Here is a 16,985-nt window from a genome sequence, read left to right as displayed (position 1 = left end):
CGGACGAGGTTCGCCGCGACGGCCCTTTTGCTATCCTTGGTGCTCCCGTTCGCACGGCCTGGCCGGCGCGAGGCTCCGACACCCGCTTCATGCTCCATCTCTTCTATTCGAACCGTCACGAAACGCTGGCCGACGCGCTGCTCGACGACCTGGCCGCGTTCCCGGCCCGCAACGGCCCGTGGGCGCCGCAACAGGTCATCGTACCGAGCGCGGCGCTTCGCCGCCGTCTGGAACTCGACATCGCCGCGCGCCACGGCGTGTGCGCGAACGTCGAGTTCACGTATCTCGCGCAGTGGCTGTGGGCGCAGATCGGCCGCGTGCTGACGGTGCCCGCGCGCTCGCCGTTCGCACCCGATCGCCTCGTGTGGCGCTGCTACCGGCTGTTCGCACAGGGCGCGGGCAGCGCGCCGTGGCTCGCGTCGCCGCGGCTGGCTGCGTATCTGTCGGCGTCCGACGACGCGATGCGCTACGAGCTCGCACAGCGCGTCGCGGCCGTGCTCGATCATTACCTGACCTATCGGCCCGAATGGCTGGCCGCATGGCAGGCCGGCGAGTCGGTGCTCGCGGGCGACGCCGCGCCGCGCGGAATCAGCGATGCCGCACGGGACGACGAGCACTGGCAGGCGGCGCTGTGGCGCGCGCTGCTCGCGGAGCTGAGCGACAGCGGCACGCCACCCGCGCATCGCTTCCTCGTGGAGGCGCGCAACCTCGATCTCGAGACCGTCGCGCGTGCCGACTGGCCGGAATCGGTCAGCGTGTTCGCGCTGCCGACGATGCCGCCGCTGCACGTCGCGTTGCTGCGCGAGCTGTCGCGCTGGATCGACGTGCGCGTCTATGCGCTCAATCCATGCCGCGAATTCTGGTTCGACATCGTCACCGCCGCGCATGCCGAAGCGCTCGATGCGGCCGGCCGGCTCGACTATCAGGAAGTCGGCCATCCGCTGCTCGCGGAGTGGGGACGGCAGACGCAGGCGCAGCTGCACATGCTGCACGAACTGACTGAAAGCGCCGCGTCGGGCGATGCGTCGCGTTTCGTCGGGAATCCCGCGCCGACCTGGCTTGCGCGCGTGCAGAACGCCATCCTCGACCTGCAACCGGAGGCCGAGCTCGGCGAAGCGCCGGCCGAGCGCGGGATCGAGGTGCACGTGTGCCACAGCCTCGCGCGCCAGCTCGAGGTGCTGCATGACCGCCTGCTCGCGTGGTTCGATGCGGACGCGACACTGCAGCCGTCCGATGTGCTCGTGGCGGTCGCCGATCTCGCGGCGGCCGGGCCACTGATCGATGCCGTGTTCGGTACGGCGGGCGCCGGCGGCGCGCGCGTGCCTTACCGGATCACCGGCCTGCCGCCGTCGCAGGCGAACCCGGTCGCGCGCGTGCTGCTGGAATGGCTCGCGTTGCCGGAACGGCAGGTCGGCGCGCCTGAGTTGGTCGAATGGCTGCGCGTCGACGCGGTGGCGGCCCGTTACGGCATCGACGCAACCGCGCTCGAGACGGTTCAGACCTGGCTCGCGGCCGCAGGCGCGCGGCGCGGGCTGTCGCCGACGGTGAGCGACGATGCGGTGGTGCCTGCGCCGCGCCATACGTTTTCCGATGCGCTCGCGCGGCTCTTCCTCGGCTATGCGATGCCCGAAGGCGCGGCACCGGTCGGCGCGTGGCTGCCTATCGAGGCGGCGACCGGCAGCGAGGCCGAACTGCTCGGCCGGCTCGCGCGCTTCACGGACGATCTCGACGGCTTCTCGCGACGGCTCGCCGACGCGCACACGCCGCGCGCCTGGAGCGAACTGTTCGCCGACACGCTCGCGCGGTTCTTCGACTCCGGTGCCGCATATGCCGATGCGCTGTCGGGCGTGCGCGACGCGCTCGACGCGATGCTCGCCGCGATGACGGAAGGCGCGCCCGACGAAGCCTTGCCCGCGGCCGTCGTACGCGCGGGGCTGGCAGCCGCGCTCGACGATCCGGCGCGCGGCGGGGTGCCGTGGGGCGGCGTCACGTTCTCGTCGCTGACGAGCCTGCGCGGGCTGCCATACCGCGTCGTGTGCCTGCTCGGCATGGACGACGGCGTGCTGCCGAGCCTCGCTCGCGCGGACGAGTTCGACCTGATGGCCGTGTTGCCGAAGCTCGGCGACCGGCAGCGCCGCGACGACGAACGCAACCTGTTCCTCGACCTGCTGCTCGCCGCGCGCGACCGGCTGCTGATTGCCTATACGGGGCGCAGCATCCGCGATAACGCGCCGTTGCCGCCCGCGGCGCTCGTCGACGAATTGCTCGACCATCTCGCGCTCGTCACGGCCGGCGCGGACGCCCCACCGGACGCCGTCGATGCCGCGCGGCGCGCGTTCGTCGTCGAACATCCGCTGCAGCCGTTCGCGGCCGAGTATTTCCGGCCCGGCAGCGAACTGGCTTCGTACGACGCCGAGCGCGCGACGCTCGCGGCACTGCTGGCAGCCGAAGCCGCACGCGATGCCACGCGCGAGCAGCCGTTCTTCGCGCAACCGCTGCCGGCCGAGCCGGTCGAGCCCGTCGCGTTCAGCGAATTCGAGCGGTTCTGGCGGCATCCGGCCCGCGCGCTGCTGCGCGCGCGGCTCGGCATCGTGCTGGCCGACGCGCAGGCCGAACTGCTCGATACAGAGCCGTTCGCACTCGACTTCGCGGGCAGCGACGCGCTCGCCGAGCGCGTGCTGCCGCTTCTGATCGAATCGGATGAAGGCGGCGTGCACGATCACGCGCTGCGCATCGCGGACGCCAGCCCGGAGCTGCCGGGCGGCGCGACAGGCGCCGTCTGGCGCGACCAGGCGCTCGGCTCGATGACGCAGCTTGCGTCGAACGTGCGGCGTGCGCTGGCCGACGGCATGGAACGGCGGCCATTCACGCTCGCGATCGCGCCTGCATGGCCCGACACCGAACAGGCGCTGTTCGGTGCCGATGACGCGATGCTGTCGGGCGATGCGGTGAGCGCGCCGCTCGAGTTGCACGGCACGCTGAACCGGCTGACGCCGGCGGGCCAGATCATCTATCGCTATGCACGGCCGAGCGCGCGCGACTACCTGTCCGCGTGGCTCGCGCACCTCGTCTACTGCGCGGTGGAGCCCGACGGTCCGCGCCGCACGCTGTGGTTCGGCAGCGGCGGCGCGTTCGAACTCACGCCGGTCGCGGCACCGCTCGAGCGCCTCGCGCCGCTCGCCGCGCTGTTTCGCGCGGGGCGGCGCATGCCGCTACGGTTCTTCCCGCGCAGTGCGTGGGCGCGCATTTTCGACGGCGAGGCGAAGGCCGCGAGCGTCTGGATCAACGAGCGTGTGGTGAGCGAAGCCGACGATCCGGCGATCGCGATCGCGTGGCGCGGCGCACATCCGTCGCTCGACGAGCCGTTCGGCACGCTCGCCCGGCTCGTGTTCGAGCCGATGCTGGAACATCTGAAGGAGGTCGCATGAGCGCCGCATCCCAGCCGCAGGCGGCGCTCGAACTCGACGTGTTCGCGTGTCCGCTCGACGGCGTCAACCAGATCGAGGCGTCGGCCGGTACCGGCAAGACGTGGAACATTTGCGCGCTTTACGTGCGCCTGCTGCTGGAGAAGGATCTCGGCGCGGACGAAATCCTCGTCGTGACCTTCACGAAGGCGGCGACGGCCGAACTGCACGAGCGGATCCGCGGGCGGCTGGCGCAACTCGCGCATGCGCTCGATACCGGTGACGACGGCGGCGATCCGTTCGTCGCGCGCCTGCTCGAGACGACGCTCGGCGAAGCCGGCGCGCTCGACCCCGAGACCGCCGCGAAGCGGATCCGGCGAGCGCTGCGCTCATTCGACCAAGCGGCAATCCACACGATCCACGCGTTCTGCCAGCGCGCGCTGCAGGAGGCGCCGTTCGCGGCCGCGATGCCGTTCGCGTTCGAGATGCAGGCCGACGATGCGGCGCTGCGCTTCGAGCTCGCGGCGGACTTCTGGCGCACGCGCGTCGAGCCGATGGCCGCGCGCTGGCCCGGCTTCGCGACGTGGCTCGTCGATTCGGGCGCGGGCCCGGCCGCGCTCGACGCCCAGCTCGCGCGGCGGCTGAAGAAGCCGCTCGCCGCGCTGCGCTGGGACGGCGTCGTCGAACCGGACGCATCGGCGGAGGCCGCTGCCGTCGAATGCTTCGCGGAGGCCGCGCGGATGTGGGCCGACGAGCGGGATGCGATCGACGCATTGCTGCGCACCGCGCAGCCCGTGCTCAATCAGCGTTCGCACAAGCCCGACGCGGTTGCCGATGCGCTCGGCGCGTGGTCCGCGCATTTCGCGCAAGGCAACGCGGCTACCGCGATACCGAAGGCGGCGCTCAAGCTCACCCGCACCGCGCTCGCGAAGGCGACGAAAAAGGGCGGCGCGACCCCCGAACACCCGTTCTTCGACGTGGCCGACGCGCTCGAAGCGGCGGTGGCCGCCGCCGAGGCCGCGCAACGCGCGCGCTGGCTCGCGCTGGTCGCCGACTGGCTCGACACAGCGCCGGGCGAACTGGCCGAACGCAAGCGTACGCGCCGCGTCGTGTCGTTCGACGATCTGCTGACGAACCTGTATCACGCGTTGCACGCGCATCCGTGGCTCGCCGAGACGCTGCGTGCGCGCTATCCGGCCGCGCTGATCGACGAATTCCAGGATACGGACCCGCTGCAGTTCGCGATCTTCAACAGGATCTTCGCACCGGGCGGGCCGCTCTTTCTCGTCGGCGATCCGAAGCAGGCCATTTACAGCTTCCGCGCGGCGGATCTGCATACGTATCTCGCCGCGCGGGCAAGCGCGAGCGCGTGCTACACGCTCGCGGTCAACCAGCGCTCGACACCGGCGATCGTCGATGCGTGCAACCGCTTCTTCATGTCGAACCCGCGTGCGTTCGTGCTCGACGGGCTCGACTATTACGCGGTGCGCGCCGGCACGCGCGTGCGCGCACCGTTCGTCGACGGAACCGATCCTGGCCCATCCGGCGATTTCCGGATCTGGGCGCTGCCGGGCGGCGACGCCACGCTGCTCAAGCGCGACGCGCAGGCACAGGCCGCCCAGGCGTGCGCGGCCGAGATCGCCCGGCTGATGCGCGGCGCGCGCGAAGGACATGTGCGGCTCGGCGATACGCCGCTGTCGCCGGGCGACATCGCGGTGCTGGTGCAGACGCACCGGCAGGGCAGCCTCGTGAAGCGCGTGCTCGCCACGTGGGGCATCGGCAGCGTCGAGCTCGCGCAGGCGTCCGTGTTTTCGACCGGCGATGCGGAGCAGCTCGAGCGCGTGCTTGCGGCGATCGATGCGCCGGGCGACCTGCGGCGCTTGCGTGCGGCGCTTGCCGCCGACTGGTTCGGCCTCGATGCGGGGGCGCTGTGGCGGATGGAGCAGGGCGACGGCGATGTGTCGCGCGCAGCGGCCGACGGTGCGCACGCGATGAGCTGGGTTGAGCGCTTCTCGCGCTATCGTCTGTTGTGGCGCGAACGCGGCTTCGCGGTGATGTGGCGCACGTTCACGCGCGAGCTGCGGATCGCCGAGCGGCTGATGGCCGGCGCCGACGGCGAACGCCGCGTGACCGACATCAACCACCTGGCCGAATTGACGCAGGCGCGCGCGTCCGCGCAGCCGGGCATCGCACCGACGCTGCGCTGGCTCGCCGCGCAACGGCTCGACGGCGGCGGCGAGGAAGCGCAACTGCGTCTCGAATCCGATCGCAACCTCGTGCAGATCGTGACCGTGCATAAGTCGAAGGGCCTCGAATATGCGGTCGTGTTCTGTCCGTTCCTGAACGACGGGGGGCTGCGCGAGCCGCCCGCGTCGGCGCTACCCGACGCGCGCGAGTATCACGACGATGCGGGCGACGCCGTGCTGCATTACGGGTGCGACGACGAAGCAGCCGAGCATGCCGCGCGCCAGGCGTTGCGCGAACAGGCGGCGGAACGCGCGCGGCTCGTCTACGTGGCGCTCACGCGCGCGGTCTATCGGTGCTATCTCGTCGCCGGGCCTTATCTGTCGTCGCGCTCGACCCGCGAGGCGCGGCGCAGCGTGCTGAACTGGCTCGTGGCCGGGGCCGGCCAGTCGTTCGACGCGTGGCTCGACGAGCCGCCCGACGAAGCGGCGCTCGACGCCGCGTGGCAAGCGCTCGCGGGCGGGCCCGTGAGCGTTGCACCGTTGCCGTTGCCGGCGCGCCGTGAGCGGCTGGCTGCCGGCCACGATGCATCGCAGACGCTCGCCGCACGCCATGCGACGCGCGTGCTGCGCGACGCGTGGCGGATGGCGAGCTTCAGTTCGCTGACCGCGTCGATGGCGCGCGAGGAGGCGGGCGTCGCGGTCGTGCCGGACGACGATCTGCGGCCCGATCACGATGCGCTTGCCGCCGTCGCGCCGGACGGCGCGCTTGCCGTGGCCGACACCGTCGCGGTCGAGGTCGAGCCGCCGGACGACGATATCCTCATGTTTCCGCGCGGCGCGGCAGCGGGCGAGTGTCTGCACCGCCTGTTCGAACTCAGCCGGTTCGCCGAGCCCGATTCGTGGCACCAGGCGGCGCTCGGCGCGCTGCACGACCGGCCAGTCGAGGCCGAGCCCGAACTCGCGACGCGCCTGCCCGCGATGATGGCGCGGCTCGTCGACGATGTCGTGCGCACGGAGCTCGTGCCGGGCATGCGGCTCGCGGATCTCGATCCCGCCAAGCGGCTCGACGAAATGGGTTTCCTGTTCCCGGCGCCATCGCTCGAGCTGGGCGCGCTGCGTCGGCTGCTGGTCGCGCACGGCTATCCGGACGTTGCGCTGGACGCGGGCGTGCTCGCCGGTTTCATCAAGGGTTTCATCGACATGATCGTCGAACACGACGGCCGCTTCTGGATCGTCGACTGGAAGTCGAACCATCTCGGCAATACGCCGGACGCTTACGGCCCGCGTGCGCTCGACGTCGCGATGGCCAATCACGCCTATCACCTGCAGGCGCTGCTCTATACGGTTGCGCTGCATCGCTATTTGCGCGGGCGGCTGCCCGACTATGACTACGACACGCATATCGCGGGCTATCTGTACCTGTTCGTGCGTGGCGTGCGGCCGGACTGGCGCAGTGCCGGCGAACCGGCCGGCGTGCATGCGCGGCGGCCCGCGCGCGAACTCGTCGACGCGCTCGACCGGATGATGGAAGGGGGCCGCGCATGAACGTGTCCGACGATACGCTCGAATTCACCGGCGGCCTCGTTGCGCGCCTGCCCGAGCCGGCTGATTTCGGCATCGCGCTCGCGGAAGGATTCGCGCGGCGCATCGGCGACCTGTCGCGCCGCGCGGGTGCACCGGCCGCGGCTGCGCGCTGGGCGGCGCGTGCCGCGTTTGCGACGAGCCGGGCGACCGCGGGCGGCCACGTATGCGTGTCGCTCGGCGCGCTCGCGCAGCGCTACGAGGAACCGCTCGACGACGTGCGCGCAGCGCTTGCCGCGAGCGGCGTGGTGGCCTTCGGCATGCTCGCGCGCGGCGACGAGCGGCCGCTGATCGTCGACCGGCACGACCATCTGTATCTGTCGCGTTATTTCGACTACGAACGTCGGCTCGCCGATGCGCTCGTCGCGCAGGCCGGCGTCGCCGCACCGGGCGACGTGCTGTCGCCCGACCGGTTGCGCGACAGTCTCGTGCGTTACTTCGGGCCCGCGACGGGCGAAGTGGACTGGCAGCGCGTCGCGGCGATCGTTGCGCTGACAGGACGCGTGACGATCGTCAGCGGCGGCCCCGGCACCGGCAAGACGACGACCGTCGTCGGCGTGCTGGCTTGTCTGCTCGACGCGCAGCCGGGATTGCGCATCGCGCTGGCGGCACCCACCGGCAAGGCTGCGCAGCGGATGCAGGAAGCGCTGCACGCGCGGGCGGGCGACCTGCCGCCGGAACTTGCCGCGCGCCTGCCCGACACGTCGTACACGCTGCATCGCCTGCTCGGCGGCGGCGGGGCGGCGGGCTTCCGCCATCATCGCGACAATCCGTTGCCGTACGACCTGATCGTGGTCGACGAGGCGTCGATGATCGACGTCGCGCTCGCCGCGCATCTGCTCGATGCGCTCGCGCCGGGCGCCCGGCTCGTGCTGCTCGGCGACAAGGATCAGCTTGCCGCGGTCGAGGCCGGCGCCGTGTTCGCCGAACTCAGCGCACGGCCGACGTTCACCGCCGCTGCGCGCACGCGCATCGCGGATGCGCTCGGGATCGACGAAGCGGCTTTCGTCGCGGCCTTGCCGGTGCCGGACGGCGAGGCGGCGGGGGGGGGGGCTGTTGCGGCTCAACCCGCGGCGTCCGCGCCATTGTCGGCGAACGGGGCGCGCAAGCCATCGGCGCGGCGCAACGTGGATACGCGCCAGGCGTCGTTGTTCGACGACGACCCGCAGGACGAGGTGGTTTCCCCGGCGGCTTCGTCGTCACCTGCACCCGCTGACCTCGAAGGCACCTCCGTAGCCACCGATCCTCCATGGATCGAAGCCGACGAACTCGCGTGGCTCGATGCGGTCGAGCTCGCGCCGCTCGATCCGGCCCATGCGGGAGGGGCGGCAACGCGGGTGTCGACCACTGCAACGCGAGCCGATGACATCGCCGCCCCGTCACCCGCACCGCTCGCAGACTGCGTCGTGTGGCTCGAACGCAATTACCGCTTCGGTCTCGATTCGCCAATCGGCCGCCTGTCGCTCGCGATCCGCCGCGGCGACGTGCAGGGCGCGCTCGACGCGTTGCCGGCTGACGATGCCGCTGCCGCGTCGTTTCACGACGACGCGGGCGAGACGCTTGCGGCGTCGACGGTCGAGCGGCTCGCGCGCCGGTTCGGTGCGTACATCGATGCGTTGCGCACCGCGTTGTCCGGGCCGCAGCCCGATCCGTTGCCGTTGTTCGATGCGCTCAACCGCTTCCGGATCCTGTGCGCGACGCGCACCGGCTCACGCGGCGCCGAGCACGTCAATGCACTGGTGGCCACGCACGTGCGGCATGCCGTGCGCGTGCCGCTCGCGGTCGGCGCACACTGGTTCACCGGGCGGCCGATCATGGTGACGCGCAATGACTATGCGCTCGGGCTGTTCAACGGCGACATAGGCATCGCGTTGCCGGACGTGCACGGCGTGCTGCGCGTATGGTTCCGCCGCGCGGACGGCACCGCGCGCGCCGTGTCGCCCGCGGCGCTGCCGCCGCATGAGACGGCGTTCGCGCTGACCGTCCACAAGTCGCAGGGCTCCGAATTCGACGAGGCCGCGCTCGTGCTGCCGGCGTCGTTCAGCCGTGTGCTCACGCGCGAACTCGTCTACACCGCCGTCACGCGTGCGCGCACGCGCGTGCAGGTGATCGGCCCGCGGCGCGTGCTGGCGCAGGCAGTCGCGACACGTACGCAACGCGATTCGGGCCTTGCGGCCCGCGTCGACGAGGCGCTCGCGCGGCGCCGCAAGGAGACGTCGCGATGATGATCCGCTATACGCTCGATCCGGCCGAAGTCGAATGGACTGCCGTGCGCGCGCAGGGTGCCGGCGGCCAGAACGTCAACAAGGTGTCGAGCGCGATTCACCTGCGTTTCGACATCCGCGCGTCGTCGCTGCCGCCCGTCATCAAGGAACGGCTTCTCGCGCTGTCCGACCAGCGCATCACGCGCGACGGCATCGTCGTGATCAAGTCACAGGAATACCGCACCCAGGAGAAAAACCGCGACGCAGCACTCGCGCGGCTCGATGCGTTGATCGGCAGCGTCGCGTACACGCCGCGTGCGCGGGTCGCGACACGGCCGACACGCGCATCGAAGGAGCGGCGGCTCGAACACAAGTCGCGCCGCAGCGTGGTGAAGTCCGGAAGAGGGAAGGTGATCGACTGACGAAAGAAAAGGCCGACCGGCCGGCATGGCGGGCGGCGTCGTGCGGCAATATGCGCTACCGCATCACGGTGCCCGCACTGTCGAGCACGAAGTCGACGCAGAACACGACGAGACGGTTTTGCGCGCGAATCGCGACGGCTGCGGTGTAGCAATCGCGGCCTTCGGTCAGCGAGAAGTGCGGACCCATTAGCGCGACGCGCCCTGGCGCCGCGATCGCGCGCTGGAAGTACGGTCGCCGCGACCAGTTGCTGTGCGTCTCCGGGAACAGCGGCGAGAGCCGCGTGCCGCTCGTCTGGCCGTCCTCGGGACGCGCGCCGATCGACGGCAGGAACTGTTCGCCGATCTCGTCCGTGACGAACACCCGGCGCGCGGCCGGCACCACGAATACGCGCTGCGCGGCGTCTTGCAGGCTGCCGCTCGCGGAAAATGCGGCCGCGCCGGCGAGCACGAGCCGCTCGATCGCGTCGAAGCCCGGCTGCTCGGCGATCGCTGGCGTATGCCGACGGGCGATAAAGCGTTGCCACGCGGCGTCGAGCATCGCGGGCGCCGCGGCGCTCGCGTGCGCGATCGACGCATCGGGCTGGCCGAACTGGAAGCCCTGGACGAAATCGATATCGGCCTCCATCAGTGTCTGCAGCGCGTCGTCGCTTTCGACACCCTCGGCGAGCACCATCGCGCCGGCCTGATGGAGCATCGATACCAGGTGATGCATGATGCGGCGATCGTCGGCCGACGCGTTCGCGCGTTCGACGAGCGATCGATCGAGCTTGACGATATCGGGCCGTGCGCGCCACACGCGGTCGAAATTCGAGAACCCGGTGCCGAAATCGTCGATCGCGATCAGGAAGTCCCGATGCTGGATCATGTCGATCGTGCGGGCGAGCGCGGCTTCATCGCGCGCCGGTTGCTCGACGACTTCCAGCACGATGCGGTTCGGCGGCAGCGCGAAATGACGGCACAGCGCCTCGACGAATTCGCGCTGCACGAGGCCCGAATCGAGCACGCGCGGCGTCACGTTCAGGAACAGCCAGCCGTCGCCGATGCCTTGCGCAACGAAGTTCGCCGTATGCAGGCAGCGAGCGAGCCGGTCGAGCAGCAACGCGTCGGCAGCGGCACGCGTCCTGTCGAACAGCGCGACCGGCGAAACCAGCGTGCCGTTCTCGTCCACGACGCGCAGCAGCGCTTCATAGCCGACCACGCGCTTGTGCGTGATCGACAGCACGGGTTGAAACACACTGCGCAGCGTCGTCTCGCGATACGTGGCGATCCAGCCGCTGGGCGTTGGCGTGAGGCGTTCGAGCAGGGAATCGAGCGAGAGGTCGCGGGAGGGCTTCATGTCAACGATGCCCTGGGGCGATCGGGGGGCGGTATCGTGCGCGCCACGCAGAAACCGTCGCACGCACAGGTGGACGCGAGAGAACGTGGTGCATCGTAACCGCCTTCTGCGGATGAGTGATCCGAGTGTAACGGGAATGGCGCGGCGCGCGTATCAGGGTAACTCCAGACGCAAACGCTACACCGACGGCTGGACGGGGCATTCCGCCCGGGAGCGCGACACGCAAGGGCCACCGGTCGCGTATGCGGCGACAGCGTCGCGTGTGCCGCGTGCACTGCGTGCGAAGAATACGGGAGAGCGGCAAAGCCGGGCGGCTGCATCGGCATCAGGCGAAACTCGACATGCGCCGCCGCGCACCGGCCGACGCGCGGCGCTCGAGCATCGGCGGCCGGCGCGTCGCGGGGAGCCCGCACCGGCGGGGTGCCGGCCCTGCCCGCCGCTCAGGCTGCTTCGCCGCCGCGCGGGCGGAGCCCGGGAATCCGCTTGATCACGCCGGTGGCAAGCGCGGTGCCGACGAGCACGATCGCGCAGCCTTCGATCATCACGACCGATACGTGTTCACCGAGGAACAGCGCGCCCCATAGCAGGCCGAACACCGGGATCACGAACGTCACCGTAATCGCGCGGGCCGGGCCGACATGCGCGATCAGGTAGAAGAAGATGAAATACGCGATCCCCGTGCAGGCGATGCCGAGCGCGAGCACGGCGCCCCATGCATGCGCGCCCACGGCTGCCGCGGGCCAGGTCGCGATCGCGAACGGCAGCAGCAGCACGGTCGAGCCGATCATGCTGCCGGTCGCGTTGACGAGCGGATCGACGCCGCTGAGTGCGCGTTTCGTGTAGTTGGCCGCGATGCCGTACAGCAGCGTCGCGCCGAGCGCGGCGGCGGCGGCGAGGGCGGTCGCGTTCGCGCCGGTGCTGCCGTGCGCGTTCGCGATCTGATCCCACACGAGCGTGAGGACGCCAGCAAAGCCGATCACGAGGCCGAGCGCGCGCGGCAGCGACAGCTTGTCCTTCAGCCAAACATAGGCGACGAGCGCGCCCCACAGCGGCGTCGTCGCGTTGATCACCGACGTCACGCCGGCCGACAGCGTCAGTTCGGCGAACGCGAACAGGCAGAACGGGATGCCCGAGTTCAGCGCGCCAACGACGAACAATGGCCACGCGCGACGGCGTAGCTGCGCGCCGAGCTCGGCGGGCTTGAAGCGCGTCAGTGCGAAGCCTGCGAGAAACAGCGCGCCGATTCCCACGCGCAGCGCCATCAGCGGCGCGACACCGAAGTCGGCGACGCCGATCCGGATGAACAGGAACGACGCGCCCCACAGGGCAGCGAGGACGGTCAGCAGAAAGGCGTTCTTGGGTGACATCGAGCGAGGCGGGCGAGGGGACGGGATGCGGAGAATCTTACACCGCGCTCCCGTGCCATCGTTTCACGATCGGATGAAATGGCAAGAACCGGGAAATCCGCTCGCCCCCGACGCGAACCGGCCGGCCTGGGCGGCCGTTCAATGATGGCGCCAGCCGCCGCGTCCACCGAAGCCGAAATTGAGCGACACCGCGGGGCCCCAGTAGCCACCCCAGGCCGGGGCATAGGCGGGGGCCGGATAGTAGTACGCGGGGCCCGGATCGACATAGACGGGCGCGGGCTGCACCGGCGCCGCCGTGTAATAGCCGGACGGATAGTAGCCGTAAGGGTAGTAACAGCCGGCGAGCGTCGTGCACGCGAGCGCCGCGGCGACGAGGGTCCTGTTCATGATGTCTCTCCGGCGGAGCCGGCAATCGGCAGATGCTTAAAGCTTAGGCCGCCCGGGGATGACAAGATGCGCTAAACGGTAACGGATCATTTCCGGGCCGCTGCGGCGTGTTGCGGCGCCGCATGTGAAAAACGGCGTTTCCGCCGTGCGGAAACGCCGTCAGGCCGGAGCTTGCCGCGCGTCGCGCGGCAGCCGGATAAGCCGGCCGGCTTATTTGCCGACCTGGTTGCCGATGATGCCGCCGGCTGCCGCGCCGCCCAGCGTCGACAGCGCGTTGCCGCCGATCGCCGCGCCGGCGACGCCGCCGACACCCGCACCAATCGCGGTATCGCGCTGGCGTCGTGTCATCGAATCACAGGCCGAGAGGCTGGCCACCGTCGCGACGAGCAGCGCGCATACCCCAAAACGCCGAATCGAATGGTTCATGATCGTTGTCCTTGTGGTAGTGAACGGAGGTCGCGCGACCGCCTGACGGCCGCGCATGCAATCAATCTACGCGTCGTTCCGCGCGGCGGTTGTAAGGACTTGTTAAGGCTCGAGCGGTTTCGTAATCAATTGTTTCCCGTGCGCCGGCGGGTACACGGGATGCGTGCGCGCAAAAAAGCCCGCTCGAAAGCGGGCTTTCTGCCGTGCTTCACGAAGCGAAGCGGTCCGTGCGGACCGCCGCGTTCGCTTGCCGACTTACTGACGGTGATAGATCTCGGCGCCGGTCTTCACGAACTCGACCGCCTTGACTTCCATCCCCTTCTTCAGCGCCTCGGTTTCCGACACGCCCTGCTGCGCCGCGAACTCGCGCACGTCCTGCGTGATCTTCATCGAGCAGAAGTGCGGGCCGCACATCGAGCAGAAGTGCGCGACCTTCGCCGAATCCTTCGGCAGCGTCTCGTCGTGGAATTCGCGCGCCTTGTCCGGGTCGAGGCCGATGTTGAACTGGTCTTCCCAGCGGAACTCGAAACGCGCCTTCGACAGCGCGTTGTCGCGCACCTGCGCGCCGGGGTGACCCTTGGCCAGGTCGGCCGCGTGCGCGGCGAGCTTGTACGTGATGATCCCTTCCTTCACGTCGTCCTTGTTCGGCAGCCCGAGGTGCTCCTTCGGCGTCACGTAGCACAGCATCGCGGTGCCGAACCAGCCGATCATCGCGGCGCCGATGCCCGACGTGATGTGGTCGTAGCCCGGTGCGATGTCGGTGGTCAGCGGCCCGAGCGTATAGAACGGCGCTTCCTTGCACCAGTCGAGCTGGAGATCCATGTTCTCCTTGATCAACTGCATCGGCACGTGGCCGGGGCCTTCGATCATCACCTGCACGTCGTGCTTCCACGCGATCTGCGTGAGCTCGCCGAGCGTCTTCAGTTCGCCGAGCTGCGCTTCGTCGTTCGCGTCGTAGATCGAGCCGGGACGCAGGCCGTCACCGAGGGAGAAGCTCACGTCGTACGCCTTCATGATCTCGCAGATCTCTTCGAAGTGTTCGTACAGGAAGCTTTCCTTGTGATGCGCGAGGCACCACTTCGCCATGATCGAGCCGCCGCGCGACACGATGCCCGTCATCCGGTTCGCGGTGAGCGGCACGTACTGCAGGCGCACGCCCGCGTGGATCGTGAAGTAGTCGACGCCTTGCTCGGCCTGCTCGATCAGCGTGTCGCGGAAGATTTCCCAGGTCAGGTCCTCCGCCTTGCCGTTGACCTTTTCCAGCGCCTGGTAGATCGGCACCGTGCCGATCGGCACCGGGCTGTTGCGGATGATCCACTCGCGCGTTTCGTGGATGTGCTTGCCGGTCGACAGGTCCATCACCGTGTCGCCGCCCCAGCGGATCGCCCACGTCATCTTGTCGACTTCCTCGCCGATCGACGACGTGACGGCCGAGTTGCCGATGTTCGCGTTGATCTTCACGAGGAAGTTGCGGCCGATGATCATCGGCTCGGATTCCGGGTGGTTGATGTTCGCGGGGATGATCGCGCGGCCGCGCGCAACTTCGTCGCGCACGAACTCGGGGGTGATCTCGGCGAGCGCGTTCGCGCCGAAGGCCGCGGCGCCGAACGCCTGGCCCGGGTGCTGGCGGCCCATCATCGCGGCGAGCTTCGCGCCGTTCGGGCCGCTCGACTTCAGGCTCTCGATGTACTCGGCGCGACGCTGGTTCTCGCGGATCGCGATGTATTCCATTTCCGGCGTGATGATGCCCTGGCGCGCGTAGTGCATCTGCGTGACGTTCTTGCCGGCTTGCGCGCGGCGCGGGTTGCGGTGCAGGCCCGGGAAACGCAGGTCGGCGGTGGCCGGGTCGGCCGCGCGCTCGAGGCCGTACCGGCTCGACAGGCCGTCGAGCACCTCGGTGTCGCCGCGCGCTTCGATCCAGCGCTGGCGCAGTGCCGGCAGGCCGGCGCGGATGTCGATCTTCGCGTCCGGATCGGTGTAGGGGCCCGACGTGTCGTACACGTAGATCGGCGGGTTCTTTTCGCCGCCGAAGCCGGTCGGGGTGTCGGCCTGCGTGATTTCACGCATCGGCACGCGGATGTCGGGCTGCGAGCCGGTTACATAAACCTTTCGCGAATTGGGCAGCGGGGCGACGGCAGCGGCGTCGACATGGGCGTCCGCGGACAGAAACTTCGGATTGGCGTTCATGCAATCTCCTGTGTGAGCGCCGGACAGGCGCCACGGCGCTTGCCCGGAGCCCTTGACGAATGTGGGGCTCGAGCTAAGCAGGAGACGAGGCTTGGTGAGGCGGCGGATTTCGTCAGAAGGATGGCGGCGAAATCCGTACGCTTCCCTGCGCTGGCATTATCCAGATCAGGTTCAAAGGGTATTTCTCACCCGCAATGCCGGTTGTTTGACCGAACGCATTGCAGGACCCCCGCGTTAGCAGCGCACACGATACACTGGCTTCGCGGCGGTTTCAACCGGTGGCAGATCGGTTGCCGCGGTGCAGTTGCAGCATTACGGGCGGCGCGCCAGCCGCGCAAGCCGCGATGCATGACACCGCCGCACGGCCCTGCAGCCCGGCTGACAACGACGGCGCGGCGCAGCATTGCGGCACTTCTGGCAGCCCCAAAAAAATATTTTCGAAACGGCTGTCATATCCCGCGACGTCCTCCGTCTATTCGTCTCCTCAAACCCATGTTTCGGAGAGATGTCATGAAAAAAGTACTGATCGCAGCGTGTGTCGCCGGTTTCGCCATGGCCGCAACGGGTGCGTATGCGCAGAACGACGCGATGTCGAAGGAAGGCTCGTCGATGTCGAAGGATGCGATGGGCCACGACGCGATGGCGAAGGATGGGGCGATGAAGAAAGGCGCCATGAAGAAGCACGCGATGAAGAAGGACGCGATGTCGCACGACGCGATGGGCAAGTCGATGTCGGGCGACAAGATGGCACCGTCGAACTGACCGACGCGGGCGGGGCGCGGCCTGCGCATGCGGTACACGAGGCCGCCCGCGCATCGCGCACCGCCGCAACGTTTCGGGAGTCTTCATCATGCAAACCGTTCCCGCTGCCGGGCGCACGGCAGCCACGCCGCCCGCCCGCAAGATTCATCCGCTGTGGGTGCGCGTGAGCCACTGGCTCAACGCGCTCGCGGCGATCCTGATGGCACTGTCCGGGTGGCGCATCTACGATGCGTCGCCGATCTATCCGCCGTTCACGTTCGCGCACGGCATCACGCTCGGCGGCTGGCTGGGCGGCGCGCTCCAATGGCATTTCGCGGCGATGTGGCTGCTGGTCTGCAACGGGCTGTTCTACCTCGCGATGTCGATCGCGACGGGCCGCCTCGCGCGCAAGATGCTGCCCGTCACGCCGGCGTCGATATGGCGCGACGTGCGCGCGGCGCTGGGCGGCCGGTTGTCGCACGACGACCTGAGCGTCTACAACGCGGTGCAGCGTGCCGCGTACCTGACCGCGATCGTCGATCTGCTCGTGCTGGTGCTGTCGGGGCTCACGATCTGGAAGTCCGTGCAGTTTCCGCTGCTGCGCGAGTTGTTCGGCGGTTACGACAACGCGCGCGTCGTGCACTTCTGGGCGATGTCGCTGCTCGTCGCATTTTTCGTCGTACACGTCGCGATGGCGCTGCTGGTGCCGCGCTCGCTGCTCGCGATGCTGCGCGGTCGCTGACC

At 69.4% G+C, this 16,985-nt stretch carries 11 protein-coding genes and 1 riboswitch; of the genes, 6 read left to right on the top strand and 5 right to left on the bottom strand.

Going from position 1 to position 16,985, the window contains the following annotated elements:
* The first annotated feature begins 89 nt into the window (after nt 1-89).
* Genes recC through arfB form a run of 4 tightly spaced genes read left to right on the top strand, consistent with a single transcriptional unit; the run spans nt 90 to nt 9,797 of the window.
* Nucleotides 90-3,428, top strand: coding sequence for an exodeoxyribonuclease V subunit gamma (gene recC / locus WS66_RS23635; protein ID WP_059603418.1), 3,339 nt, complete (start codon nt 90-92; stop codon nt 3,426-3,428).
* Nucleotides 3,425-7,135, top strand: a complete 3,711-nt coding sequence (recB, locus tag WS66_RS23630) for an exodeoxyribonuclease V subunit beta (protein WP_059603422.1) — start codon at nt 3,425-3,427, stop codon at nt 7,133-7,135. The genes recC and recB overlap by 4 nt, the downstream gene beginning before the upstream one ends.
* Nucleotides 7,132-9,396, top strand: a complete 2,265-nt coding sequence (locus WS66_RS23625; protein ID WP_059603426.1) for an AAA family ATPase — start codon at nt 7,132-7,134, stop codon at nt 9,394-9,396. Before recB ends, WS66_RS23625 begins: the two co-directional genes overlap by 4 nt.
* Nucleotides 9,393-9,797 carry an alternative ribosome rescue aminoacyl-tRNA hydrolase ArfB gene (gene arfB, locus WS66_RS23620; RefSeq protein WP_059603429.1) on the top strand — a complete coding sequence of 135 codons (405 nt, stop codon included), beginning with the start codon at nt 9,393-9,395 and terminating at the stop codon, nt 9,795-9,797. Before WS66_RS23625 ends, arfB begins: the two co-directional genes overlap by 4 nt.
* Nucleotides 9,798-9,852: 55 nt before the next feature.
* Here arfB and WS66_RS23615 read toward each other — a convergent pair whose 3' ends face one another.
* The 5 genes from WS66_RS23615 to thiC all read right to left on the bottom strand — a co-directional run bounded on the left by WS66_RS23615 (nt 9,853) and on the right by thiC (nt 15,500).
* Nucleotides 9,853-11,133 carry an EAL domain-containing protein gene (locus tag WS66_RS23615; protein WP_059603432.1) on the bottom strand — a complete coding sequence of 427 codons (1,281 nt, stop codon included), beginning with the start codon at nt 11,131-11,133 and terminating at the stop codon, nt 9,853-9,855.
* Between the two features lie 440 nt (nt 11,134-11,573).
* Nucleotides 11,574-12,500, bottom strand: coding sequence for a DMT family transporter (locus WS66_RS23605; protein WP_059603435.1), 927 nt, complete (start codon nt 12,498-12,500; stop codon nt 11,574-11,576).
* A 138-nt stretch (nt 12,501-12,638) separates the two neighbouring features.
* Nucleotides 12,639-12,887 carry a hypothetical protein gene (locus WS66_RS23600; RefSeq protein ID WP_059603438.1) on the bottom strand — a complete coding sequence of 83 codons (249 nt, stop codon included), beginning with the start codon at nt 12,885-12,887 and terminating at the stop codon, nt 12,639-12,641.
* A gap of 210 nt (nt 12,888-13,097) precedes the next feature.
* A complete protein-coding gene (locus tag WS66_RS23595) occupies nt 13,098-13,313 on the bottom strand; it encodes a glycine zipper 2TM domain-containing protein (RefSeq protein WP_059449419.1) in 216 nt (71 codons plus the stop codon).
* A 255-nt stretch (nt 13,314-13,568) separates the two neighbouring features.
* The gene (gene thiC, locus WS66_RS23590; protein ID WP_059603441.1) at nt 13,569-15,500 is read right to left on the bottom strand and encodes a phosphomethylpyrimidine synthase ThiC; all 1,932 of its coding nucleotides are present in this window, start codon (nt 15,498-15,500) and stop codon (nt 13,569-13,571) included.
* Nucleotides 15,501-15,624: 124 nt separating this feature from the next.
* A riboswitch (TPP riboswitch) is annotated at nt 15,625-15,741 on the bottom strand.
* A 269-nt stretch (nt 15,742-16,010) separates the two neighbouring features.
* Here thiC and WS66_RS23585 point away from each other — a divergent pair.
* Both WS66_RS23585 and WS66_RS23580 read left to right on the top strand, forming a co-directional pair.
* Nucleotides 16,011-16,262 (top strand): pentapeptide MXKDX repeat protein, encoded by a 252-nt coding sequence (locus WS66_RS23585; protein WP_059603444.1) that lies wholly within the window; start codon nt 16,011-16,013, stop codon nt 16,260-16,262.
* An 88-nt stretch (nt 16,263-16,350) separates the two neighbouring features.
* Nucleotides 16,351-16,983 carry a cytochrome b/b6 domain-containing protein gene (locus WS66_RS23580; protein WP_059603445.1) on the top strand — a complete coding sequence of 211 codons (633 nt, stop codon included), beginning with the start codon at nt 16,351-16,353 and terminating at the stop codon, nt 16,981-16,983.
* The last annotated feature ends 2 nt before the right edge of the window (nt 16,984-16,985 follow it).

This window comes from Burkholderia sp. LA-2-3-30-S1-D2 (assembly GCF_001523915.2).
GTDB classification, from domain to species: domain Bacteria; phylum Pseudomonadota; class Gammaproteobacteria; order Burkholderiales; family Burkholderiaceae; genus Burkholderia; species Burkholderia diffusa.
Note: the sequence above shows the minus strand (reverse complement) of the source record. Positions and strands in the feature narration are given on the sequence as shown.

Bases quoted from the DNA above. Each gene is read 5' to 3' on its own strand.
- recC (WP_059603418.1), top strand. From the start codon at position 90: ATGCTCCATCTCTTCTATTCGAACCGTCACGAAACGCTGGCCGACGCG.
- recB (WP_059603422.1), top strand. From the start codon at position 3,425: ATGAGCGCCGCATCCCAGCCGCAGGCGGCGCTCGAACTCGACGTGTTC.
- WS66_RS23625 (WP_059603426.1), top strand. From the start codon at position 7,132: ATGAACGTGTCCGACGATACGCTCGAATTCACCGGCGGCCTCGTTGCG.
- arfB (WP_059603429.1), top strand. From the start codon at position 9,393: ATGATGATCCGCTATACGCTCGATCCGGCCGAAGTCGAATGGACTGCC.
- WS66_RS23615 (WP_059603432.1), bottom strand. From the start codon at position 11,133: ATGAAGCCCTCCCGCGACCTCTCGCTCGATTCCCTGCTCGAACGCCTC.
- WS66_RS23605 (WP_059603435.1), bottom strand. From the start codon at position 12,500: ATGTCACCCAAGAACGCCTTTCTGCTGACCGTCCTCGCTGCCCTGTGG.
- WS66_RS23600 (WP_059603438.1), bottom strand. From the start codon at position 12,887: ATGAACAGGACCCTCGTCGCCGCGGCGCTCGCGTGCACGACGCTCGCC.
- WS66_RS23595 (WP_059449419.1), bottom strand. From the start codon at position 13,313: ATGAACCATTCGATTCGGCGTTTTGGGGTATGCGCGCTGCTCGTCGCG.
- thiC (WP_059603441.1), bottom strand. From the start codon at position 15,500: ATGAACGCCAATCCGAAGTTTCTGTCCGCGGACGCCCATGTCGACGCC.
- WS66_RS23585 (WP_059603444.1), top strand. From the start codon at position 16,011: ATGAAAAAAGTACTGATCGCAGCGTGTGTCGCCGGTTTCGCCATGGCC.
- WS66_RS23580 (WP_059603445.1), top strand. From the start codon at position 16,351: ATGCAAACCGTTCCCGCTGCCGGGCGCACGGCAGCCACGCCGCCCGCC.